The following is a 23,919-nucleotide window of genomic DNA, read 5'->3' as shown; positions in this document are numbered from 1 at the left end:
AACGCCGTTCCGTTAACTTATTGCCTTGGTTCAAGTTAACAGAACGGCGCTTTTTCACTTGACTATTTTTCAAGCCAACGTTTGTAACAGAGCGTTCATTTAATTACGGCTCGCTTTAACCTCTGCCAAACGGCTAGTGGCTGCCGTCAGTTTTTGTTGCCAATCAGCTTGCTTACTTCGCTCTTCAGCGACAACTGCTTCTGGCGCATTAGCGACGAAGCGTTCATTACCCAGTTTCTTTTCGGAACGGGTTACTTCATTCTGCAAATTGGCGACTTCTTTTTCAAGACGTGCAATTTCATCATCCAAGTTAATCAGTTCAGCTAACGGAATGTAAACTTCCGCATCAGAAATGATGGCTGACATGGCCAGCTTTGGCGCCACAACATCTGGTCCAATCTGCAAGTCACTCGGGTGACAGAACCGATCCACAAAATCACGGTTCGTTTCAAACAGTGTCTTCAGCTCTGGGTTATTGGTCTTAATCAACAGTTCAACGGCACTACTCATCGGTGCATTAGCTTCACCACGAATATTACGAACCGCAGTGATCAACTCAATTAAGCGGCCCATGTCAGTTTCAGCTTTGGCATCATCAAAGTCATCATGAACAACTGGGTAGTCCGCCACCATGATGGATTCACCTTCATGCGGCATGTCTTGCCATAGTTCTTCCGTTACGAACGGCATCAACGGATGCATCAAACGTAGCGTCTGGTCAAGAACATAACCCAAGACATTTTGAGTGTTCTTCTTAGCGGCTTCGTCATCCCCGTTAAGCACTTCCTTGGTCATTTCAATGTACCAGTCACACAGGTCATTCCAAATGAAATTATAAAGTGCACGACCAACTTCACCAAATTCAAACTTATCGAACAGGCGGTGAACGTCAGCGACCGTTTGGTTCAACCGACTCAAAATCCACCGGTCCGCCAAATTCCAGTTTGCTTTGTCTGGCAATACTGGTTTCTCCATGTCGCCCAAATTCATAATGACGTAACGGCTAGCATTCCAAATCTTGTTAATGAAATTCCACGCCGCATCAAGTTTGGTCGTATCATAACGAACATCTTGACCTGGCGTTGAACCGTTAGCCAAGAACCAGCGCATGGCATCGACACCATACTTATCGATGACATCCATTGGGTCAATCCCGTTGCCGAGTGACTTACTCATTTTACGGCCTTGATTGTCCCGCATTAAACCATGCATCAGCACGTTCTTAAACGGCCGTTTGCCAGTAAATTCGACTGATTCAAACATCATTCTGGATACCCAGAAGAAAATAATATCGTAACCAGTAACCAAATCATCAGTTGGGAAATACCGTTTGAAATCTGGATTATCAGTGTCTGGCCAGCCCATAGTTGTCATCGGCCACAAGCCGGAACTAAACCACGTATCCAAAACATCTGGATCTTGAGTCCAGTTTTCTTCGTCCTTCGGTGCTTCCATGCCAACATACGTTTCACCAGTTTGCTTATTGTACCAAGCCGGAATCCGGTGACCCCACCATAGTTGACGGGAAATAACCCAGTCATGAACGTTATTCATCCACTGTTCATAGGTATCTTCAAAACGTGAAGGCCAGAACGTGACCTTGTCATCTGTCTTTTGGTGGTCCAATGCTTGTTCTGCCAATGGCTTCATCTTAACAAACCACTGGGTTGAAAGACGGGCTTCAACTTGCACACCGGTCCGTTCTGAGTGACCAACTGAGTGAACGATTGGATCAATCTTTAGCATCCAGCCACCGTCCTGCAAGTCTTGAACAATGGCCTTACGAGCGTCAAAACGATCCATCCCGTTATACTTACCGGCATTTTCGTTTAACGTTGCATCCTCATTCATGGTATTGATCCGTTTCAGATTATGACGGTTACCTACCAGAAAGTCGTTTGGGTCATGAGCTGGCGTGATTTTAACCATCCCCGTTCCAAACTCAGGGTCAACGTATTCGTCCGCGATAATCGGAATCTCGCGGTCAACCAATGGTACCTTGATGTGCTTGCCGACTAATTCCTTATACCGTTCGTCACTCGGGTGAACAGCAACAGCAACGTCACCAAACATTGTTTCGGGACGAGTCGTGGCAATTTCAATGTAATCCTTACCTTCATACGTCGTGCCATCCGTGAATGGATATTTAACGTGGTAGAAAGCACCCTTATCGTCCTTGTGGATAACTTCAATATCAGACAACGCTGTGCGGGCTTGTGGATCCCAGTTAATAATGTATTCACCACGATAAATTAAGCCCTTGTTGTACAAGTCGACGAAGACCTTACGAACAGCCTTTGAAAGGCCTTCATCAAGGGTAAACCGTTCACGGCTGTAATCCATGGACAGACCTAACTTAGCCCACTGCTTATGAATAGTAGCGGCATATTCATCCTTCCAGTCCCAAACTTGTTCCACGAACTTCTCGCGGCCAAGATCGTAACGAGAGATGCCTTGTTCACGTAAGCGGGCTTCAACCTTTGCTTGCGTGGCAATGCCAGCGTGATCCATACCAGGAACCCACAATGTGTCGTAGCCTTCCATTCGTTTGTAACGAACTAGCATATCTTGCAAGGCGGTATCCCAGGCGTGTCCTAAATGAAGCTTTCCTGTAACGTTTGGTGGTGGCAAAACAATCGAATAAGGCTTGGCCTTTTTGTCACCAGATGGCTTAAATAATCCTGCATCCAGCCATTTTTGATAACGACCATTTTCAACGGCACGTGGATCATATTTAGTCGGTAAATCTTTAGTTCCCATGTAATCATTCCTTTCAACTCATCCTACTTTTTAAGTCATGTTATCAACGTGTGGTGAGAGCAACTTGTTATGCCTTCAAACGAAAAAACGCCCTAATTTCCATACGGAAATTAGGACGATTTATCGCGGTACCACCTAAATTGGGTATTGCTACCCCACTCAAGCACGGTTTAACGGACGTGACCCGAATTCACCTACTAACGCTCAGCACTCAAGCGGATTCAGCAAACCTGCCAACAAGCTACTTTCGCTACACGTCGTTTACCGGCCTTCCATCAACACCAGCTTGCTATAAAACCACGATTCACTACTCTCTTGTTCAATGCATTATTCGTTTTCAAACATCTTTAATATTTTTTATCATAAACTGTCCAGCATTGACCGTCAAGATGGTTTTCCATCTCACAATTAAAGCGGATCATTTTTCAAACTGTTCTAGTGCGTCTAAAGCGGCCAAATAATCAGGTTCCTGACCAATATTAGGTACCACTTGGCGATAAACGACTTTACCCTCTGCGTCCATTACGTAAACGGCTCGCGCAAGTACGTCTAAATCAGGAACCAACAGATTTGTCGCGTAACCGAACGATTCTTCTTCATCCGACAACACGGATAAATTCGTCACACCTTCAGCCGCACACCAGTTTTTTTGTTCCAACGGTGTATTCTTCGAAACGGTCACAAAACGAACATTTTGATGATAATCAGCCTGCTGATTAAATTTCTTGGTTTGCACTGAACATACCGGCGTGTTCAAATCTGGTACCACGCTAATGACCAGTGGTTTGCCCAACAATTCAGCCATTTTGACCTTATTGCCATCTTCATCAAATAATTTAAAATGCGGTAACGCATCCCCAACGGCCAGCGGTTCACCGACCAGCTGTACTTTATTGTCATCTGCAACGATTTCCACAAGAACCACTCCTGTCTATTTAAATTCACTCACAAAGCACCACAAATTACGGTCATAAGGTGTTCGTTGAGCCTTATTCTAAACCATTTCCCCGTTAAGTAAAGGACTGGCACTTTAAATTTCAGTCTCGATTTATAAAGATTAATAAATAGTGCTGACCAGATTTTAGCAATTGTCGCAAAAACCGCTGATTCATAAGCAATGAGTGCCGATGAATCAACGGTTTTAACACTAGATCAGATTTGTAACAGTTTAATTTGAAGTTTAAACGTCAACTAATAGCAACTATCCCTGCTAAAGGGCGTTAAAGCTGACTACAAATTAACTTCCTTGTCATTAACCGAAACCGTAAGTGGATCACCCGAAATCAGTTTGACGTTTGTTCCGTTTGCATCCACATGAACTTCAATCAGACGACCACGGAACAGTTGACGGAATTGGTAACTCGTCCATTTCTTCGGTAGGAATGGTGCAAAATGTAGCTCATCATTGCGAACTCGCATGCCGGCGAAACCTTGAACGATTGCTAACCAGCTACCAGTCATTGATGTAATATGCAAACCATCGACCGTATCGTTATTGTAATTATCCAAATCCAAGCGTGATGTGCGTTCGTACATTTCAACAGCCTTATCTTCATAATGCAGATCAGCTGCTAAAATCGAATGAATGGCTGCGGACAGACTGGATTCATGAACCGTTAATGGCTCGTAGAAATCAAAGTTGGCCTTCTTTTGGGCAGGTGTAAAGTCATCAATAAAGTCCCAAACACCCTGTAAGACATCCCCTTGCTTAATGTAAGGGGACCGTAAGATTTTGTCCCATGACCAGTGTTGGTTAATTGGCAATTGATCAGCAGGAATCGCACTGACTGGTTCGATATCCTTGTCAAGGAAGCCATCATGCTGAACAAAAATGCCAAGTTTGTCATCGTGTGGCAGATACATCTTGTCGACGATATCTTGCCATTGCTTCTTTTCTTCATCACTAACAGCTAAATCAGCGGCCTGTTTTGCGTCAACCTCTTGTAATACCTGCAACGTGTACTTCAACGTCCATTGAGCCAAGTAGTTGGTGTACCAGTTGTTGTCGACGTTATTTTCGTATTCATCTGGACCTGTTACACCATGAATCATGTACTGTTGATTACGTTTAGAGAAGTGAACACGGTCAGCCCAGAAGCGGGAAATTTCCGTCAACACTTTACTACCTTCGTGTAAGACATAACTCTTGTCGCCCGTGTAACGTGTATAGTTGTATATCGCAAACGCAATGTCACCATTACGATGAATTTCTTCAAACGTAATTTCCCATTCGTTGTGTGATTCAATACCATCAAATGTGACCATCGGGAACAAGGCACCTTTAAGTCCCTGCATCTTTGCATTGTGGTAAGCGCCATCCAATTGTTGATAACGATACATCAACAGATTGCGAGTAACTTTTTGATCCGTTACGCCAAGGTAAACAGGCACTGCAAAGGCTTCTGTGTCCCAGTAGGTAGCACCACCATACTTTTCACCAGTGAAGCCCTTTGGTCCGATATTTAACCGTGAATCTTCACCATAGTAGGTCGAGAACAGCTGGAACAGATTAAAACGAATCCCTTGTTGAGCACCAACGTCCCCTTCAATGGAAACATCACTCTTTGTCCAGCGGTCAGCCCAAACGGCCGTATGTGCTTGATAAAGGTCATCAAATGATTGCTTGTTAACGTCTGCCGTCAAGTCATGCATTCCTGCCGTTAAGGCAATTTGGTCATCATAATCACGTGACGTTACCACGATCACACGTTTTTCCAACTGAGCGGTCTCGCCGGCAGCCAATTCACCACCAAATTCATTCGTGACTTCAGTTGCTGTTTGCACACCGTTTTCAACAGTTGGCAACGTGCTCTTATTGGTCATTTGCATTCCAACGGTAAATTGAGGCGTGCCAAAATTATTTGGCTTGGTCTTAGTGACCACTTCACCTTGGTCACTGGTACCGTCAATATTCAGCACATCCCAGAACCGTTCGTCGTAATTAGCGTCTTCGTTTTGAACATCAGCATCCAACGATGAGTTTAATTCTAGCTTAACAGCCTGATCGCCCACGTTTTTAACACTAACTCGAATAACTGCTAACTCTTTTTGTGCAGCGCTGACAAACCGTTCAAACGTGAAAGCCAACTTAGCTGCACCTTTCGTCACGGTGAATGTCCGGGTCAACAAAGCATGTTGCATGTCCAAATCAAGTTTAAAATCACTCACTTGATCTTTGGCCAAATCAAGCTTTTCGCCATTAATCACAGCATTGACCTTAATAAAGTTGACCGCGTTGATAACTTTACCAAAGTAAGCAGGATAACCATTCTTCCACCAACCAACACGTGTCTTATCTGGGAACCACACGCCCCCAAGGTAAATACCAGGTAAAGTATCGCCACTGTAATCTTCTTCAAAGAAGCCACGGAGCCCCATGTTACCGTTACCAAGACTGGTCATTGATTCCTGTAGGCGCTTGTCCTCTGGATCAAATTTGCGGGTAACCACGTTCCATGGTTCGATGTCAAACGTTTGTTTCATAGTTTTATTCGTCCCTTCTCACATATATTGTTCTCTGCTCAGTGCAAACTGGGCTTCGGCATCACTCTTATTCCGCGTACGTTTCGTGAACGATACCAACGGAAAGTGCACCGACTAATAATAGAATACCGGAAAGTAAAATCATAACAGGCATGGATGAACCCAAAAGTGGGAACAAACCAAAACTAAGCACACTGGCAACAATCTGTGGCAAACAAATTGAACCGTTGAATAACCCAAGATAGGTTCCCATGTTGGCACCAGAAAGTGCGTTTGTCAGGATTGTGAATGGGAATGCCATCATTGAAGCCCAAGCAATACCAATTAAAATAAATGAAACAATTAATAACCAGCGATTGTGGATAAAGAATACTGAACCAAAGCCAACGGCCCCTAAGGCCAGTCCTAAAGAGTACGCCTGTTTGTGCAAGTTGTTTGGTACCCGTGCAATAACAAGTGACCACACAACAGCAGCAAGTGATTGAACAGCTGACATTAAACCAAACCAGTTACCAGCGGCCTGATACCCTGCACTTGCTGGGTTAACTGCCTGCCAAACATTTTTAGAAATCGCACCAGTACCGTATGTCCATAGATACTGGAAACCCATCCAACAGAAGAATTGGACGACCGTAACAGTCCAGAATACCTTAGGCGCATGTGCTAACAACTTAAACATGTTTTCGCTCTTCTTGTTAGCATTTTCATCAATGTTATGATACCGCGCGTATGTAGCAGGATCGTATTCCTTCACACGGAAAACCGTGAATAAGCTACAAATGATCAGGATAACCGCACCAACATAGAATGAAATAACAACAGATTGTGGTACAACACCCTTTTTAGCTGTGTTGGCAACACCAAGTGCTGTCAGTAAAAACGGAAAGACAGAAGCTAAAACGGCACCTGTGTTAGAAAGAAAACTTTGAACACCGTATGCAAAACCTTTTTGGTCATCGTTGACCATGTCACCAACCATCATTTTGAATGGCTGCATCGCAACGTTACTGGATAAATCCATGAACAAAATGGTAATAGCACCAAACCAAAGTGCTGTCAGTGATGCATAACCAAATCCAAAACTACCAGCGTTTGGTAATAACATCATGACAATAACAGCCACAATGGCACCAATTAGCAAGTAAGGAATCCGGCGACCGAGTTTAGGCATCCAGGTACGGTCTGAGTAATAACCAACTAATGGTTGAACAACCAACCCAGCTAACGGTGGCAAGATGAAGAACGCCCCTAACTTGGTTGGATCTGCCCCAATTGTTTGGAAAATCCGACCCATGTTTGAGCTCTGTAACGAAAAGGCCATTTGGACCCCAAGAAAACCAAAACTGATCATCCAAATAACACTAGCAGGTAATGTCGGTAATTTATGCTTTTTATCGACGCTCTGCGATGACGACTTATTCTCTGCCATGCTGCTTCCTCCATTTCAAAAATCAAACCAATAATTGCAAACGCGTTGTTATAGAGCAACGTTGATTAATCGATATTTATTATGCAACCGCTTACAATAAAATGCAACCGTTTGCACAAAAGTTTTTTAAACTTTTTTACTTACTTGTCTTAATTGGTCAAATTGTCTATCAGTTTTACTTTATCAGTCACAAATAAAAGCCATCGCTACCGTGACACCTGTATACGGTGTCATCATAGCGATGGCTTTCAATTTTTTAACGCGTTAATTAGTTCAACTGCTCAAACGGCAGGATGATCCGATTCTCATGGCCTGCTTCCGTTGAATGCTTGCGAAAAACGAGCTCGGCCGCAGCGGCACCCAAGCGTTCAGGATACAAATCAATTGAATGGAAATTGACGTTTGGCAATGGTAACGAAATCGATCGGTTGTAGCTGACCAATGGCACCTGCGCATCCGGATGAACCTGTTGCCACCGTTGATAAAACGATAACCCAATCAGATCATCTGTGGCTAAAATACCATCAATATTAGGATGATTCTCAAGCCATTCAGTTATCGAAGCAATCGGTGCATCAGCACGTGGCAACTGCGTTTCAACAGTCGGCACACCACGCTTAGTAGCAATCTGTTTAAATCCTTGACGACGATTTTGCTCGTATGGCCAGTCCACTGCGGAACTAACAAAGACAGGCCGGTTAGCATGAAGCTTATCAATCAAATACGTTGCCCCTGCCTCACCAGCAGCCACATTGTCATTGTCAACATAATCGTCATCATGGCTAACACTGGGTTGACCAACAATGACAAACCGTAGTCCAGCCAACCGCAAATAATCGGCAACAGGATCATCTTCGTGGGAATACAGTAAGACAAACCGTTTAACCTTGGCCTGATCAACCATCGCTGACACATTGGCCAGAACGTCATCGGACGTTTCACCAATCGCAACAGATAGCACATACTGCCGTTCTGTCAGCACCCTATTGATACCGCGCATAGCGTCAATAAAGAATGGATTGCCCTGCGTGCTACTTTGACTAGGTGGAAACACGACACCGACCACGTTTGCTTCACCACGGGTTAAACTCTTCGCGTTATAGTTGGGGACGTATCCCAAACGTGCTGCTAGCGACTGAATGCGTCGTCGTGTCGCCGCCGAAATCCGCGGATTATCGTTCAAAGCTCGCGACGCCGTTGAAACCGACACCCCCGCTTGATTTGCAATATCCCTGATCGTTATCATGCCTGCACCTGACTTTTCAAAGTAATCTTTTTATCATTATAGCAGTTCGGCGAATACGTCTTCTTGTTGATTCAAGAAAGTTTCACCAGGATGAATCTCTGTCATTTTGACACCAGCCAATGCTTCCTCGAGCAAACCTTCGACGTCAATCCGCTGTTCAAACTCGCGCGTCCGATCCAGGTTAGGCTTTGTCTTAGGTGCTGGTGGTGCAAAAATCGTACAACAATCCTCAAATGGTAATACTGACAAATCAAACGTATCGATCTTTTTGGCTACATCAATGATTTCATTCTTATCCATTGAAACCACTGGCCGTAGGATTGGCATAGTCGTTACATCATTAATAGCCAGCATGCTTTCCATCGTTTGAGAGGCGACCTGACCAAGCGACTCGCCGTTGAAAATGCCTAGTCCGTGACGTTTTTCAGCTAACGCAACGGTCAAACGCAACATCATCCGACGTTGTACCGTCATCAGATAGCCTTCAGGAACCTTCTCTTTGATTTCTTCCTGAATCTTGGTAAATGGCACCTGAATAAACCGAATCTTGCCAGTATAGGCCGTTAACTTAGCCGTTAATTCCATGGCCTTATCCAGTGCCTGTTGACTCGTGTATGGCGGGCTAAAGAAATGCACCATTTCGACTTGCACACCACGTTTCATCGCAAGGTAAGCCGCGACTGGTGAGTCAATGCCCCCTGACAACATCATCATTCCTTTACCAGCGGTTCCCACAGGCATGCCCATGGCGCCAGCAAACGTTTGACTAGACAGAAAGATACCGTTATTACGTACTTCAACCCGCAGCGTTAAATCAGGTTGCTTCATTTGGACATGAATATCCTCAAAAGCGTTTAAAATGACACCACCAAGGTGATCATTCATCTCATACGTGCTCAAACCAAAATGATGATTAGACCGCCGCGTATCGATTTTAAACGTCATGCCTGGCTTGTATTGCTCTTTAACCATGTCAATGGCCTGTTGGTCAACCAATGTTTGATCCAGATCCACCTTGACAGATGGTGAATAGTTTTCGATTCCGAAAACGTTGCTCAACCGCTTCATCACTAGCGCTGAGTCCGCACCATTAAGTGTTAAGTGCATTCTGTCATGATCAGGATGAACCTTTACGTCGGGAATATCATGAAGCACACCACGGACATTATTGCCTAAACGGTCAATAAACGACTTGCGGTTTTTCCCCTTTGTTGATAATTCGCCATAGCGAACCATAATTTCATCATATTGCATTAACGAGCCTCCCTTATTTGTCTTCAATTACTTTATTAGCAGTTGATTACCTGCCGATCGTTTGTCACAAATTCACTCAATCGCCTAGCTATTAATTTTCTTAAACTGCTCATATAGCTGGTCAAACACTTGATTAAATGTGTCTGCTTCAGCTAACGTATTATTTTCATCCAAGCTCACACGAACAGCACTGGTTGAAATTTGATCTGGCACCTTCATTGCTTTAAGCGTGCTTGAGGCCAAATGTTTCTTGGAAGAACAAGCGCTCGTTGTCGAAATGTAAATATCATGATCTTCAAAAGCATGCACAATCGTTTCACCACGAACACCTTCAATAGCAAAGCATAAAATATGCGGTGCAAAATGGTCATTGTCCTGTGAAAACAACGTGACTTTCGGAAAATCTTTGATGTGATTCAAGATTCGACTACGGACTGCCCGTTCATTTGCAACGTTGGTCTCTTCATTTGTCAGTAACAAACGTAGAGCACGAGCCATCCCCGCAATTGCAGGTAAATTCTCTGTCCCACTACGCAAATTGCGTTCTTGACCACCACCGGTCATCAGCGGCGCGATTCGTTTGCCTGAACGAGCATAAATAAAGCCGATGCCACGAGGGGCATGGAACTTATGACCGGAAAAAGTAATAAAGTCAACGCGATCGTTAAAAATCAAATCAGAGATGCCTTTACCAATGCCCTGAACGGCGTCAATGTGGAAGTGAATCGTCGGATAATCCTGTAAAACAGCCGCGATATCCTTTAATGGTTGAATACTGCCAACTTCGTTATTAACTGCCATCACAGAGACTAAAATCGTGTCTGGTCTAATTGCCGCCTTCACATCGGCTGCACTGACACGTCCCTCTTCATCAACAGGTAAATACGTAATCTCATAACCAAGTTGTGCCAATTGTTCCATCGAGTTATGCACTGCAGGGTGTTCCACAGAAGAAGTAATAATGTGGCGACCAAACGCCCGTTTTTCCATCGCTGTGCCTTTAACGACCCAGTTGTCGCCTTCAGTACCACCACTGGTAAACAAAATTTCACTCAACTTAACACCTAATAAATCGGCAATCTGTTGACGAGATTGTTCCAGCAAGTTATAGGCTTGTTCACCAAAATTATGCAAAGACGACGGATTGCCCCAAATGGTTTGACTGACTTTGGAGTACGTCTCCAAAACAGATGGTGCCACCTTTGTCGTTGCGCTGTTATCAAAGTAAATCATGTTGTCCCTTCCTCGTTTTAAATTCGGTTCGACTCGAGTTAAAAACTTGAATCAGTATATCACGTTTGTCCGTCCTCATGCGAACATCTGTCCATTCACGACAACATTCATCACATAACGAGCGTGCCATCGTTAGCAACCATATATGACTATTGCGGTTGTAACGAAAAAACGATCATCCATGCATACTTCACACAGACAATCGGCATTTTCAATTAACGCTCACGAAACAATTTATCTTATTGGAAGAGAAAACCTAGCTACGCTTGTGGAGTCGGTGTTCCCGGCTGATCACCATAGTAACTGTCTTCAATCCGTTTGTACGCGCCTGGTTCAATCTTTTCCAGTGCATTAGCAATTGTCTCTAATGACTCGGAATACTTATAATCGCGATCAAACAGTTGTTGAGCGCGTTGGCTGGCCGCAACCATTTCTTCATCCGAATTTCGATAACGATTAGCATATTGAAGCAATTGCTCAGCCAGCACGGCGCTGTCACGAACGTCATTACTCTTTTCCGTTAAGGTAGCCAAATCGGCCTGAATCATCACTAACTGCTTGGTCACATCTTCCATATTAATCTGAGTTTGGCTCAGAGCACCACCCAGCTTCTCTACCTCATCACTAACAACGTAGAAATAATCCAAGTAGTCCTTAGGCAAACCAGGTAGATTCAGACTCTCTAACTGACGCTTGATGGTGTGCATCTGGTTATCAAACTGTTGGAAACGTTGTCGTGCTTTTTGTTCCTGTGCGCCCAATCCTTTGATGCCATCATTTATTTGACGCTGTTGCTGCTCAATCTGCGTCAAAGTCTGTAACTGGTCTAACTGATGTTGTTGAATGTTGGAATAGCTATCGGTATGCGTCGCTAATGCATTGACATCCGTACGATAGTACTCTTCTATTTTTTCAATTTCTGTTGCCAGTGTTTGTGCATTGTCGAGCTCACCATGATTCAATACATAGCTTTGCCCAAGTCGATCCAATTCGACCTGAAGGGCGCGGTTTTGCTGTTTGGCGTGTGCCAAGAAAGCTTGCAACTCTTCGTTTTGATCATCAACCTCAGGCTTAGCCTTAACTTCTTTTTCAAGAACCGCATATAAATCATCAATTTGAACTTCAATATTATGATTATCAGCGGTCGTTGTAGCAACATCCAAATCGGATAAATGTTGATTGGCTGTCTGAATTTCACCCTTAATTCGGTTTACTTGACCGGGAATATCCACATTACCAAACACAAAATTCTGCGACGTCATCTGTTGGTAACCATCAACAATGTCGTTCAATTGATCACTGAAGCCACTCTTCAGATCACGATATAACGGTGGAATGGTATCAATCAAATGATCCAAGTCATCTGTTCCCTCAGTCAACTGATCCAAGACCTTTTGGGCAGCAACATGATCGCCCTGTTGAGATAAGTTTGTAAACTCATCAAACTGATCTTCGAGTTCAGCAAGGTTGTGTTCTAACTTATCTATACTAGGACCGAAACTTAAATTCTGAGATAAGAGTACCTTTCGCAAATCTTGGTACTTCTTTTCCAATTGATTAACGGCAGCTCGGTGATCACTGTCGACCTTTTTTAGCGCTTCAAGGCCGCCCTGCACGTGCGTCAACTTGTCCGTTGCTTCGTCCAGTAAGTCAGTCGCCTGCTGCAACTCGTTACGGGTTTTAACAAAGTTAATGCCCCGTGCATCTACCATCAGCTGATTAATCACTTGGTCAACTTGTGGTAACGTCTTTGTTTCCACACTCTGGTATTCATCGGTTAAGCCATTGAAAGCAGTCAACGATTGACCCGTCAAACTCAACTGATGACCAGTTTCAACTTGTTTGTCCACATGAAGTTGACGCAGATCCTCGCGTCGATCCTTCAACGCTTGAATTCTCCGACCAGTTATTTTTTGGAACGCAAAGACCGCTCCAAACAAGATAATTGCTAGAATGATGATGCCAATTAAAACTTGAACCATTTTGCACGTCCATCCCCGTTTGCAAGCCATTGATTGCTTGCTTTTTTGAAATAAATCATTAAAATGTACGTCATCAAATTGAAATCTCACTAATTGAAACGTAACTAACTAATGAAAAGTATAGCATAGCCAGTTTTTCGCTTTAGATTACGTTTCTGTGACTTTACACTTTTTTAGGTCTTAGCCAAGGAGGCTCACATGTCTGAAACAACGAAATCCCTATTAAATCAACAATTAGACGCCCTCTTAACTGATGAGCACGATTTAATTGCAAATTTAGCAAATGCCTCTGCTTTATTGAAGCAAACAGTTCCCGATCTTAACTGGGCCGGTTTCTACCTATACCACCCTGCCGACGATGAACTTATTCTTGGCCCATTCCAAGGAAATGTCGCCTGCGTGCACATTAAACCAGGCCGTGGTGTCTGTGGTACAGCATTAACCACCCAGCAAGTACAAGTTGTGCCGAATGTCCACGAATTTGCCGACCATATTGCATGTGATTCTGCTAGCAATGCAGAGCTGGTGATCCCATTAACGAAAAACGGCGTTAAAATCGGTGTCATGGATTTAGACTCGCCAACATTAAATCGTTTTAGCGATGAAGACGCGACTGAACTAACCGCATTCGCACAGGTTCTCGTCAGCCATCTTGACATTACCGCCTAAATCACGGTATACTATTTCAGTTGTAAAATTTGCAGCAGTAGGTGGTAAGCTCGTCAACAGATTGGTGCCGGCGATTGCCTAGTGCCATCGTTGGTTCAACTAGTACCCGGGGCTGCTCCGGTGAACATTGCAAAACAACCTGCACGAATACCGAGCCTACACTTCGCATATTTTACTCCAAACAAATTATTTGGAGGACATTTAAATGTCACGTTATACAGGTCCTTCCTGGAAATTGTCACGTCGTTTAGGCGTTTCACTTTCAGGAACAGGTAAAGAATTAGCTCGTCGTCCATACGCCCCTGGTGATCATGGTCAAGGTCGTCGTGGTAAGGTTTCAGAATATGGTACGCAATTACGCGAAAAGCAAAAGTTGCGTTTCACCTACGGCATGACTGAACGTCAATTTGCTAACTTGTTCATTAAAGCTGGTAAAATTCGTAAGGGCACGCATGGTACTAACTTCCTCGTTCTGTTGGAACGTCGTTTGGACAACATGGTTTACCGTTTAGGTTTGGCTACTACTCGTCGTCAAGCTCGTCAATTGGTTAACCATGGTCACATCACTGTTGATGGCAAACGTGTTGACATTCCTTCATACGAAGTTAAAGTTGGCCAAGAAATTGCCGTTCGTGACAAGTCAAAGAAATTAGTTATTATCCAAGCTGCTGTTGAAGCCGTTGTTGGTCGCCCAGCTTACGTTGAGTTCGATGCTGATAACTTAAAGGGTTCATTAGTTCGCTTGCCAGAACGTGAAGATCTGGATGCTGATATTGACGAATCATTAATCGTTGAATACTACAACAAGTTGTAATTTTCTTACTTCTTGTTCTCGAAACCGATGGGCTCGCCCATCGGTTTTTTCTATGTTCTTTTTAATCAGTAACAAGTCCCAAATGCGCAGTCACATATAATGGTTATGTTATACTAGCCAGTGAGAAATCAACTGGGAGGTATTGATATGGCTGATAATCATGGCACAGACGGTGATACGAACCAACGCCTTTCAAATGCAATTTATGGTACTCCAAAAATCAACCCAGACGAACAGCGTCATTATCTGGGAACATTTCGTGAACGCGTTGCACTGACCATGACCGTTGCTCAACTTAAGAGTGGCGATTACCTCACTGCGTTCGGCAACGATTTGAGTCAACGAGACGAAGTTAATAATACCGTGTTGATGAACGGAAACTTAGGTCAGGACGTTTTAGGACCTTACATTCGGGCCGCAACCATGCATGCGGTCTCATTTACAATTAAAAATGATCCTGAATATAAAGTTGGTGATGATGACTTAGCACTAGTGGTCACTGCCAAAACGGCCATTGACGTTAATCCTGTTGACATCGCCAAAAAATATGCCGACCCAACTTCATCTGATAGTGATCAGCCAAAGCCAGTGAAAAAAGCAAGCTTTTGGCAGCGGTTATTCAATAAATGAAAACTATTACTGAATTCAATCTATAAACGCACTGGCTTCCCTCCCAGGGAACTCAGTGCGTTTATGTCACTAGATCACACACGTAACTGCAACTTACTATTTCTTTTAACCGGAGGAACACCTTGCAACCTTTAGCTTATCGCATGCGTCCTAAACGCATTGAAGATATCGTGGGCCAACAGCATCTTGTTGGTCCCGGAAAAATCATTAACCGCATGGTTAAAGCGAAACTGCTTTCGTCCATGATTCTTTATGGTCCACCTGGTACCGGTAAAACAAGTATTGCAAGCGCTATTGCCGGATCAACTAAATATGCTTTCCGAATGCTCAACGCGGCCACAGACGGCAAAAAAGAACTTCAAATTGTCGCCGAAGAAGCTAAAATGAGTGGCACGGTGGTTTTATTACTAGACGAAATTCACCGTTTGGACAAAGTTAAACAAGATTTTTTGCTACCACTGTTAGAAAGCGGCGCCATTATTCTTATCGGAGCGACCACTGAAAATCCGTATATCAACATTAACCCTGCCATTCGTAGCCGTACCCAAATCTTCGAAGTTTATCCCCTAACTCCTGAAGATATTGAAACTGCCATCGACCGCGCACTGGCGGACGGGTCAAACGGTTTGGGTAAAATTAAGGTCAATCTAGATGAAAATGCCCGTCATCACCTGGCCAGTGCCACAAATGGTGATTTGCGTAGTGCGCTCAATGCACTAGAATTGGCCGTTCAATCTACTGATCCTGACAATGATAAAACTGTCCACATTACACTCCCAATCGTTGAAGAATGCTTACAGCGCAAAGCCTTGTCTGCGGATAAAGATGGTGACGCCCACTACGATGTTATTTCTGCTTTTCAAAAATCCATTCGTGGTTCAGACACTAATGCCGCCCTACACTACATGAGCCGTTTAATTGCCGCTGGTGACTTGACTATCATCTGCCGTCGACTTCTTGTTATCGCCTATGAAGATATTGGGCTAGCAAATCCCCCTGCCACCGCCCACACCGTTTCAGCCGTCACGGCGGCTCAACAGTTAGGCCTGCCAGAGGGACGAATTCCTCTAGCAGACGCAGTGATTGAGCTTTGTTTGTCTCCTAAATCAGACTCCGGCATCAGCGCTGTCGACAGTGCGCTAGCTGATGTCAATGCCAGTAAAAGCGGTGATATTCCCGCTCACCTAAAGGATGCCCATTATAAAGGCGCCGCCAAACTGGGGCACGGCGTAAACTATCAATTTCCACATAACTTTCCTAATGACTGGGTAAAGCAGCAATATTTGCCGGATAATTTGGTAAATGCAACCTATTATCATCCTAAGGACAATGGGCGCTATGAATCTGCACTCGGTGAACAATATGCCCGACTAATGGCGGCTAGCGGGCATCCATTACCACCTAGGAACAAAAAATAATGTTTTTCAAACAACCAACGCTAATAATTGCGTCTTTAAAAGAATCATGCTATGCTCGATATGAATTCTAAGATGTACGCAAGGCTCAACTTACAGTGTTGCCTTACAGTCTTTTTACTTAGGGTGTGACTCTAGTATCGCCTATGATAGGCCTTTTCTCTTGGTAATCAGAAGCCTTAACAGCCACGCCCACCTGCCTTGTCGCGGGTCAACTCTGAAGAGCCGGTTGTCGGCATCACTAGTTTTCATCAAAGTGCATACTTTGGAACGTCAGTCTCCTAGAGGCTGGCGTTTTTCTTTTACTTGAATCGCCAAATTTTAACTACGATGAAAACAATTCGCCCTATCGTTTTAGGCAAGAGTCATTTATAATTAACTCTCACGAGGTAAGACTATGTTAATAAAAATTTTAATCTGCATTTTTGCAGTCATCTTCTTTTTCATCAGTGGTTATCTTTGGCTTCACCGCCAAACGGGCTTTTTATTGTTCACACCTGATCGTCACCCACAAATTGGCACACTCCTCACTTTTTGGGCTATCGAATTGTTCATTGTCGGACTGTTGGCTATCGCAGGTTTATTTAGTCTCGTTGTGATGGTAATCGCTTTGATTGTCGGCTGCCTATCAGGGACGCTGCTCGGATTAACGCTCGTCCGTTTTATGAACTAGTGGCCATAGCAATTAGTGAATTTTCCTTAACACTCTCCTCAAATTCGTCTCCTTGTTTATTATAAATCGCACGCAAAAACGGATTTTTGAATGAAAATACAGCGCTTTCACTTTTGTTTTCAAGCGGTTTACAGTAGAATAAAGGTAGAAAAATAAAGGGGAGTGAATTTCATGGCACAACAATACAAACGGATTTTAGTTCCAATCGATGGTTCACGTGAAGCTGAATTGGCCTTTAAGAAGGCTGTCGCGGTTACACAACGAAATGGTGACGATGCCGAGTTGCACTTACTCCATGTTGTTGATACCCGTGCTTTCCAAAACATCTCAAGTTTTGATACAACCATGGTTGAACAAGTTACTGAAACGGCCAAGAAAACACTCGATAAGTATGCGGCTGAAGCTAAAGAAGCTGGCGTTAAGTGTGAATACTCAATCGAGTATGGCGCACCAAAGTCAATCATTGCACAAGAGGTCCCTAAGGAACTAAATACTGATTTGATTATGATTGGCGCTACCGGGTTAAACGCTGTTGAACGCTTATTAATCGGTTCTGTTACCGAATATGTCACTCGTGCCGCAGTTTGCGATGTCTTGGTTGTTCGGACTGATTTAGCTAACAAGCCTGTCTCAGCTAAGGAAGGCGCTCAAGCCACAAACAAGAAGTAATTTCTACTTAAATCAAAATAAAAAAAGATTCAATCCACAGTGAGCAAACGCGGATTGAATCTTTTTTCGTTTTAATTTACTGCCATTAATTTTATAATGCCAACGGTGGAATTTGATACTTTGCAACATTACTTGTAATACTCTCAGCCAACCGCTGATTCTTAGATACTAACGCTAATGCATAGGCGATATACATATTTTGTTGCGCGTTTTTACCATCATCCAACTTGAGTTGACTAAGCGCCATTGTTTGATAAATATCTTCAAGTAAAAACAAACTGTTATTTTGTTCACTCAGCTTAATCGCCTTCTTGGCAAGCGATAAAGTACGACCATCTTTGCCAATTTCTTGGAAAAACTTAGCTGCCTGCAGATATGAAGATACTTGATCCTGAACAAGATCGTGGCTATCTGAGTCAAATTCATCCAAATCGCGAACGGCTTGGTTAACAAATAATTCTGCCTTGTCAAATTCACCCTTTTTCGCATAGGCAAGCCCTAATCCCAACCGTGACATCAGCGAATAGATATCCTTACTGCGATTATTGAACTCATTCAATAACATGCCAAAGTTGAAAATAGCCTCATCTGGATTGTCATGATTCATCAGTTGCAACTGGCCACGATAATAGTAGTAAGCCTTAATTTCATCATTCTCTTTCAAACTTCGCAGTTTCACACGATCCAAACGGCTCTCTGCGTTACGGTACTGAGCAGTCCGCACTGCATAGCCGACTTCACGAAAGATTTGGACGGCCTGATCGTCTGTTTCAACGATCACATCATTTAATTGAATTCCCAAACGGCTGCAAAGTTTTAATAAAATCTGCATACTCGGAATCTTATTCCGTTTTTCAATCAAACTGATAGTTGCTTGGGTACAAATGTTTTTAGCCAAATCCTTCTGCGATAAACCTCGTGCTTTGCGGTATGCACGAACCCGAGCGCCTAAAATTCTCATCTTTTCTGCCTCATTCATTCTGCTGAATCAGGCGAGGCGCAATGCACTTATTTCAATACACACTCATAGGCCAAACGTTGTGCATTTCCGTCAATATAAATATGCCCGCAGTACTCAAAACCGACTTTTTGGACCACATGTTGCATTACTTGGTTTTGTTTATGCGTATCGACACGAACGGACACAACGCCTTGATCACGCTTCAACGTTGCCATCAACTTTGTAAACAGCGTCTCAGCGAGATGCTGACCACGAAATTGACTTGAGACAGCGACCCGATGAATCGCCGCATACTTAGCAGACGGCATTAGCCAGCTACCGGCTTCAATTAAGCGGTAGTTTGGATCAACACCAACTATCGCAGCAGCAACAGCAGCAATTTGAGTGTCATTGGCAAGCACATACAAACGACTCGCCTTAATATCTGCCAACATATCAGCCTGTGCCGGATAACCATCCTGCCACTGGTCAAACCCTTGCTTTGCAATAAACGTCTGGGCACCACGGATAATCACCATTATTTGATCCATGTCTGCCGTCGTTGCCAGTCGCAAATTAAAGTTACCCAAACACAAACGCCTTCTTCCAAAATGATTGTCGCATCAAGATTAAATTACTTTTACCACGGCGGTAAAAAATTCACACTTTGTGAAATATTATACGTTTTACCATCATCGTCAGGCTCATGAAGCCGCGTGTCAGAACGGTTTCCATCTCCATGTCCGCGATAATTTTTGCCGTTATCATCATCGCATGTTTTCTTAAATTCGTCCAGTGGTATGGACCGATAAATATATTTCTTTTTGGCGATAGCAATTATCTTCATGATCGTTGATAAAGCCCGCCGCTTGTAGGAAGCTGGTGATCGTTTTGGGACCCACTCCCTTAATTCCCCATTCATAAAAAAGTGCGGTTGTTTGTTTAATGAATGTATATTTCACTTGCCCATTTCTCGCCATTTCTAATCTCAGCGGTTGTTGACGTCGCAAATCCCATAACTGTTCCGCCGGCGATATCTTTCCTAACTGCTGTTGTTGCCACTGACGCGCGTTGTGAATCACGTTCTCAATCTTTCTTCGATTGCGGATCATCGCTGGATCAGCCAATAGCAGTTGCGTATCTGCGATGGAAAAGCCGGCTAGTTGATCAATATCAAAGTTTGCTAGTCCTTTCCTTAAAGCTGAGCGTCGTGACAAAATTAGTGACCACGTCAAACCAGCTTGAAATACTTCCAAACTCAACAGTTCAAATAATAATTGATCTTCATATACGGGTACGCCCCATTCGCTATCATGGTAATTCATAACCAATTCATTTCGATCTGCCCATCCACATCGCTGTTGCATGTATAAACCTCCAATAGTGTCCTTTTAGTCAACACACTAGACATACGTAAAAGCGAACCAATTTGTTTTTTATCAAATAAAAAACGGAATCCAATTTTATAGGATTCCGTTTTTAAACTTATTTTTGAAAGGCAGTTTTACAAAATAACACGACAATTTCTAGTTAAATTTCTTCTCACCAACGTGTTCGGTACCTAGCTTGGTGAAGGAGTAACTGATGGACTGATTACGTTTGTACTCTGCTAGTCCGTAATTAATGATCTCATCAATCAAGCTTGGATAATCAATTCCCGAAACACCCCACATTTGTGGATACAAACTGATGTTGGTAAAACCAGGCAGCGTGTTTGGTTCACTAAGATAAGGCACGCCATCTTTAGACACAAGGAAATCGATCCGTGCCATCCCCTTAAGTCCAAGAGCAACATAAGCGTCCAGTGCCATCTGAGTGATTTCCTGTGTTAAAGATTCTGGCAACACAACGGGCAATTCAAAGACGACGCCACTTGCATCAACAAACTTATTATTGTAGTCATAGAACGTATCTGAATCTGGGACACGGACAGCACCTAATTTTGAAGCCCGTGGTTTTTCATTACCTAAAATCGAAATTTCAATTTCTTGAGGGCCATCGATTGCCTCTTCAGCCAGCACTTTAAAGTCATACTGAAGCGCATCTGCCAATCCAGCATTATATTCATCAGCATTCGTTACACGATGAATCCCCACTGACGAGCCTTGATCGGCTGGCTTCAAAAACATGACGCGACCAATTTTGGCAGCTACTGTTTCGTAGTCCATCTGATCCTTGTTCTCAGGCGTAATGACAACATACTCCGTGTTACGGACGTGTGCTTGTGTCAGAATCCGCTTGGTCATGTCTTTATCAAAGGCCAGTGCAGATGCTAGAACATTACTCCCAATGTAAGGTTTCTTCAATAATTTAAACAGACCTTGCACAGTCCCGTCTTCACCCAAATTTCCGTGAATAACAGGATAAAACAAATCAATATCAGACACCTCATTTAATGCCATGATTGGTGCCAATGGGTTGCTTAAATCAATTTTAGGCATCTCTTCGCTAACAACCAAGTCCTCGTCTTCACCATCAAAAATACGGTGTGAAGCCTTATTACCTAGCAGAATGCCGTCCTTGGTAAACATAAATAAGCTGACGTCATACTTGTCCTTGTCCATTGCGTCATAAATGTTATGCGCAGAACGTTTAGAAACATCATGTTCTGACGAGTTACCACCAAACAATAACGCAATGTGCAGCTTTTTATTTTTCATAACGTTGATCATCCTATCTTTTCTTTTTTCCGGTCAGTAAGTGAAACTTAAGTATACCAGAATCGACCAGTGACACCAACTCACTTTGCCCGTTTAGAAAAGATTTTTACTTATTACAGTCTAGGCTACCCGACCACTATGAAAGGAAGTCAACTTCGGCGTTAATTGCGTTGCTAACTTCTTCTGGGTAATCTTCGCGTAAAATCATAGCGGATAGTAGCCGTGATCGGTTAAACAGTCGTGTCCACCCCGCTTCATCTTCTGGTTGAGGTGTATTACTTAAGCGTACACGCCATTGACGCCATTCCTGCAAAAAGGCCTGCTCATATAAGTCGTTTAAATTAACTACCGTAGCTAAATAAGCTGCTAACCGCCGACTTTCCCCAAAAATTAGTGGCGTTTCGAGTCGACGATACTTTTCTAAAATTTCAATCATTAGAAAGACTTTATCGGCCCGTGTAAGGACTTGGCTTTCCGCCAGTTCATCCAGTAAATTACCGATATGTGTATAGGCATGTGCCCAGCCAGAAGTCCCAACAAACCCACGGGTATCATTTTCTAAAGCAATGTAGGTGGCCAGCTGATCAACTAACCTCATAGTGGTCTCAGCGTCTAAAAAATGGGCGTCAACCCGATCTGCATACGCAAGCAATGACAAAATCATCACCGCAAATGACCGACCAAAAATAGCTGTATTTTCTGGTTCAGTAATATGATTAAACAAAACCCGATCCTGCAAAAGCGTATTGACTGCCAAACGTAGCTGAGAATCCGACAACACATGCTGCTGCAATGCGTCATTAAAGAAGAAATAAATTCCCCGATCGCGTACATCAACATCAGGTGACCCTAAGTGATTTAATAATTGCATCAACTGATCATCGGTGATCTTATCCAATGTTGTCGCCCGAATTTGCTGATTCAACATCTTTAATAGGTCTTTAATGCCATCAGTATCATCAGGTAAACTAACTGGCGTCTCATCATTACTTGGTAAATTATCCAATACCGCACCAATTTTTGTGTTTAGCGATTGAAAAACGGCGCCAGCCTGTACCTGTTGACGAAGATTCCTTAATTGTGTTCGAACATCATCAACCTGTTTCAATTCATCTGCCATCATTATTCACCCATTTCTTTTTCTGGTTACAATCTTACTGACGTTTAAGTCGATAAGCAACTCATGTCATCTGAACAATTAACATTTGAGCGTACCGGCATAAATCAACCACACAAACCAACAATTTGCGGTACACTAATCGCAGACAGTTTTTAGAAAGAGAGTTGATTATTTATGAAGCCAATTATTGGAATTGGAACCAACCACTTGGTTCGCCCCAGCCAGCACATGAGTACCAACTATGTTGACTATACACAAAAGAATTACGTTTCCTCCCTTGTTAATGCCGGCGCACTGCCCCTACTGTTGCCAATTTCAGACCCAGAGATGGCGGCGGCCTATGTTGAACGTGTGGACGCGATTCTGCTTACCGGCGGTCAAGATGTCAGTCCCCGTCTCTATGGTCAGGACCCGATTCCACAGAATGAATTAAATGATTGGGATCGTGATCAATTTGAGCAAGGACTCATTCACGCTGCAATTGCTGCTCACAAACCAATTTTGGGCATTTGCCGTGGTATCCAGCTCATCAACGCGGTTCTGGGTGGAACCGATTATCAAGACATTCCAACGCAGGTACCTAACGCTATTGGTCATAATCAATTTCCAACAGACTGGGCGTCTCCGGTTCATCGTATCACAACCACAAACGGCAGTTTGCTTCAGCAAATCTATGGCAAACAAGCTTGGGTTAACTCTTTTCATCATCAATCCGTGAGGAAAGTAGCACCAGGTTTGACTGTCACTGCCACGGCCGCTGATGGCGTTGTGGAAGCCGTCGAAGATTCTGACCGGCATATCTTAGCTGTTCAATTTCATCCTGAAATGATGGCAGCCACCAACCAACAAGCCGCCGCACTGTTTACCGCCTTCGTAAATGACGTTCGCGATACACTAGCTTAAGCCTCATATCACTCTAGTTCTAAACAGAAACGTGCTCAT

Annotated in this window: 20 protein-coding genes and 1 other annotated feature; of the genes, 7 read left to right on the top strand and 13 right to left on the bottom strand. The window is 43.5% G+C overall.

What is annotated here, in order from left to right:
- Positions 1-99 precede the first annotated feature (99 nt).
- From GB993_RS10640 to ezrA, 8 genes are all read right to left on the bottom strand, one after another.
- A complete protein-coding gene (locus GB993_RS10640) occupies positions 100-2,760 on the bottom strand; it encodes a valine--tRNA ligase (protein WP_161004268.1) in 2,661 nt (886 codons plus the stop codon).
- Between the two features lie 108 nt (positions 2,761-2,868).
- Positions 2,869-3,092, bottom strand: a binding site (T-box leader).
- 86 nt (positions 3,093-3,178) lie between these two features.
- Positions 3,179-3,676, bottom strand: a complete 498-nt coding sequence (gene tpx / locus GB993_RS10635) for a thiol peroxidase (protein WP_017261215.1) — start codon at positions 3,674-3,676, stop codon at positions 3,179-3,181.
- Positions 3,677-3,990: 314 nt separating this feature from the next.
- Complete coding sequence (locus GB993_RS10630) at positions 3,991-6,243, bottom strand: glycoside hydrolase family 65 protein (RefSeq protein ID WP_161004267.1); 2,253 nt, start codon at positions 6,241-6,243, stop codon at positions 3,991-3,993.
- Positions 6,244-6,310: 67 nt separating this feature from the next.
- Positions 6,311-7,672 (bottom strand): SLC45 family MFS transporter, encoded by a 1,362-nt coding sequence (locus GB993_RS10625; protein ID WP_161004266.1) that lies wholly within the window; start codon positions 7,670-7,672, stop codon positions 6,311-6,313.
- Between the two features lie 268 nt (positions 7,673-7,940).
- Entirely contained in the window at positions 7,941-8,918 is a 978-nt protein-coding gene (locus tag GB993_RS10620; RefSeq protein ID WP_161004265.1) for a LacI family DNA-binding transcriptional regulator, read from the bottom strand.
- A gap of 36 nt (positions 8,919-8,954) precedes the next feature.
- Positions 8,955-10,172, bottom strand: coding sequence for a tRNA uracil 4-sulfurtransferase ThiI (thiI, locus tag GB993_RS10615; RefSeq protein WP_161004264.1), 1,218 nt, complete (start codon positions 10,170-10,172; stop codon positions 8,955-8,957).
- 84 nt (positions 10,173-10,256) lie between these two features.
- Positions 10,257-11,405, bottom strand: a complete 1,149-nt coding sequence (locus GB993_RS10610; protein ID WP_161004263.1) for a cysteine desulfurase family protein — start codon at positions 11,403-11,405, stop codon at positions 10,257-10,259.
- 260 nt (positions 11,406-11,665) lie between these two features.
- Entirely contained in the window at positions 11,666-13,387 is a 1,722-nt protein-coding gene (ezrA, locus tag GB993_RS10605) for a septation ring formation regulator EzrA (protein WP_161004262.1), read from the bottom strand.
- Positions 13,388-13,585: 198 nt separating this feature from the next.
- On the opposite strand from ezrA, the gene GB993_RS10600 reads away from it, so the two are divergent.
- The 6 genes from GB993_RS10600 (at position 13,586) to GB993_RS10575 (ending at position 18,257) form a co-directional block, all read left to right on the top strand.
- A complete protein-coding gene (locus tag GB993_RS10600) occupies positions 13,586-14,056 on the top strand; it encodes a GAF domain-containing protein (RefSeq protein WP_161004261.1) in 471 nt (156 codons plus the stop codon).
- Between the two features lie 205 nt (positions 14,057-14,261).
- A complete protein-coding gene (gene rpsD / locus GB993_RS10595; protein ID WP_017261223.1) occupies positions 14,262-14,870 on the top strand; it encodes a 30S ribosomal protein S4 in 609 nt (202 codons plus the stop codon).
- A 147-nt stretch (positions 14,871-15,017) separates the two neighbouring features.
- The gene (locus GB993_RS10590) at positions 15,018-15,500 is read left to right on the top strand and encodes a YueI family protein (protein ID WP_161004260.1); all 483 of its coding nucleotides are present in this window, start codon (positions 15,018-15,020) and stop codon (positions 15,498-15,500) included.
- A gap of 143 nt (positions 15,501-15,643) precedes the next feature.
- On the top strand, positions 15,644-16,918 hold the full coding sequence (locus GB993_RS10585) for a replication-associated recombination protein A (protein WP_161004335.1): 1,275 nt from the start codon (positions 15,644-15,646) through the stop codon (positions 16,916-16,918).
- Between the two features lie 394 nt (positions 16,919-17,312).
- Positions 17,313-17,588, top strand: a complete 276-nt coding sequence (locus tag GB993_RS10580; protein WP_161004259.1) for a hypothetical protein — start codon at positions 17,313-17,315, stop codon at positions 17,586-17,588.
- Between the two features lie 171 nt (positions 17,589-17,759).
- Positions 17,760-18,257, top strand: coding sequence for a universal stress protein (locus GB993_RS10575; RefSeq protein ID WP_017261227.1), 498 nt, complete (start codon positions 17,760-17,762; stop codon positions 18,255-18,257).
- Positions 18,258-18,348: 91 nt separating this feature from the next.
- Here the strand turns inward: GB993_RS10575 and GB993_RS10570 are convergent, their stop codons facing one another.
- From GB993_RS10570 to GB993_RS10550, 5 genes are all read right to left on the bottom strand, one after another.
- The gene (locus tag GB993_RS10570; RefSeq protein WP_161004258.1) at positions 18,349-19,218 is read right to left on the bottom strand and encodes a helix-turn-helix transcriptional regulator; all 870 of its coding nucleotides are present in this window, start codon (positions 19,216-19,218) and stop codon (positions 18,349-18,351) included.
- Positions 19,219-19,265: 47 nt separating this feature from the next.
- Complete coding sequence (locus GB993_RS10565; RefSeq protein ID WP_161004257.1) at positions 19,266-19,787, bottom strand: GNAT family N-acetyltransferase; 522 nt, start codon at positions 19,785-19,787, stop codon at positions 19,266-19,268.
- A gap of 192 nt (positions 19,788-19,979) precedes the next feature.
- Positions 19,980-20,564, bottom strand: coding sequence for a DNA-3-methyladenine glycosylase I (locus GB993_RS10560; RefSeq protein ID WP_161004256.1), 585 nt, complete (start codon positions 20,562-20,564; stop codon positions 19,980-19,982).
- A gap of 159 nt (positions 20,565-20,723) precedes the next feature.
- Positions 20,724-21,857 carry a D-alanine--D-alanine ligase family protein gene (locus tag GB993_RS10555; protein WP_161004255.1) on the bottom strand — a complete coding sequence of 378 codons (1,134 nt, stop codon included), beginning with the start codon at positions 21,855-21,857 and terminating at the stop codon, positions 20,724-20,726.
- Positions 21,858-21,993: 136 nt separating this feature from the next.
- Positions 21,994-22,980 carry a DUF2785 domain-containing protein gene (locus tag GB993_RS10550; RefSeq protein ID WP_161004254.1) on the bottom strand — a complete coding sequence of 329 codons (987 nt, stop codon included), beginning with the start codon at positions 22,978-22,980 and terminating at the stop codon, positions 21,994-21,996.
- Positions 22,981-23,151: 171 nt separating this feature from the next.
- On the opposite strand from GB993_RS10550, the gene GB993_RS10545 reads away from it, so the two are divergent.
- Positions 23,152-23,880 (top strand): gamma-glutamyl-gamma-aminobutyrate hydrolase family protein, encoded by a 729-nt coding sequence (locus GB993_RS10545; RefSeq protein WP_161000829.1) that lies wholly within the window; start codon positions 23,152-23,154, stop codon positions 23,878-23,880.
- Positions 23,881-23,919 lie beyond the last annotated feature (39 nt).

The sequence above is a fragment of the Furfurilactobacillus milii genome (assembly GCF_009864005.1).
Lineage (GTDB): Bacteria > Bacillota > Bacilli > Lactobacillales > Lactobacillaceae > Furfurilactobacillus > Furfurilactobacillus rossiae_B.
This window is presented reverse-complemented; position numbering and strand designations above follow the sequence as displayed.

What these genes read in the sequence shown, in the direction of transcription:
- GB993_RS10630 (WP_161004267.1), bottom strand. Translation starts at nt 6,243, where the DNA reads ATGAAACAAACGTTTGACATCGAACCATGGAACGTGGTTACCCGCAAA.
- rpsD (WP_017261223.1), top strand. Translation starts at nt 14,262, where the DNA reads ATGTCACGTTATACAGGTCCTTCCTGGAAATTGTCACGTCGTTTAGGC.
- GB993_RS10625 (WP_161004266.1), bottom strand. Translation starts at nt 7,672, where the DNA reads ATGGCAGAGAATAAGTCGTCATCGCAGAGCGTCGATAAAAAGCATAAA.
- ezrA (WP_161004262.1), bottom strand. Translation starts at nt 13,387, where the DNA reads ATGGTTCAAGTTTTAATTGGCATCATCATTCTAGCAATTATCTTGTTT.
- thiI (WP_161004264.1), bottom strand. Translation starts at nt 10,172, where the DNA reads ATGCAATATGATGAAATTATGGTTCGCTATGGCGAATTATCAACAAAG.
- GB993_RS10555 (WP_161004255.1), bottom strand. Translation starts at nt 21,857, where the DNA reads ATGAAAAATAAAAAGCTGCACATTGCGTTATTGTTTGGTGGTAACTCG.
- GB993_RS10600 (WP_161004261.1), top strand. Translation starts at nt 13,586, where the DNA reads ATGTCTGAAACAACGAAATCCCTATTAAATCAACAATTAGACGCCCTC.
- GB993_RS10575 (WP_017261227.1), top strand. Translation starts at nt 17,760, where the DNA reads ATGGCACAACAATACAAACGGATTTTAGTTCCAATCGATGGTTCACGT.
- GB993_RS10560 (WP_161004256.1), bottom strand. Translation starts at nt 20,564, where the DNA reads ATGCAACAGCGATGTGGATGGGCAGATCGAAATGAATTGGTTATGAAT.
- GB993_RS10590 (WP_161004260.1), top strand. Translation starts at nt 15,018, where the DNA reads ATGGCTGATAATCATGGCACAGACGGTGATACGAACCAACGCCTTTCA.
- GB993_RS10585 (WP_161004335.1), top strand. Translation starts at nt 15,644, where the DNA reads ATGCGTCCTAAACGCATTGAAGATATCGTGGGCCAACAGCATCTTGTT.
- GB993_RS10545 (WP_161000829.1), top strand. Translation starts at nt 23,152, where the DNA reads ATGAAGCCAATTATTGGAATTGGAACCAACCACTTGGTTCGCCCCAGC.
- GB993_RS10570 (WP_161004258.1), bottom strand. Translation starts at nt 19,218, where the DNA reads ATGAGAATTTTAGGCGCTCGGGTTCGTGCATACCGCAAAGCACGAGGT.
- GB993_RS10610 (WP_161004263.1), bottom strand. Translation starts at nt 11,405, where the DNA reads ATGATTTACTTTGATAACAGCGCAACGACAAAGGTGGCACCATCTGTT.
- GB993_RS10580 (WP_161004259.1), top strand. Translation starts at nt 17,313, where the DNA reads ATGTTAATAAAAATTTTAATCTGCATTTTTGCAGTCATCTTCTTTTTC.
- GB993_RS10640 (WP_161004268.1), bottom strand. Translation starts at nt 2,760, where the DNA reads ATGGGAACTAAAGATTTACCGACTAAATATGATCCACGTGCCGTTGAA.
- GB993_RS10550 (WP_161004254.1), bottom strand. Translation starts at nt 22,980, where the DNA reads ATGATGGCAGATGAATTGAAACAGGTTGATGATGTTCGAACACAATTA.
- GB993_RS10620 (WP_161004265.1), bottom strand. Translation starts at nt 8,918, where the DNA reads ATGATAACGATCAGGGATATTGCAAATCAAGCGGGGGTGTCGGTTTCA.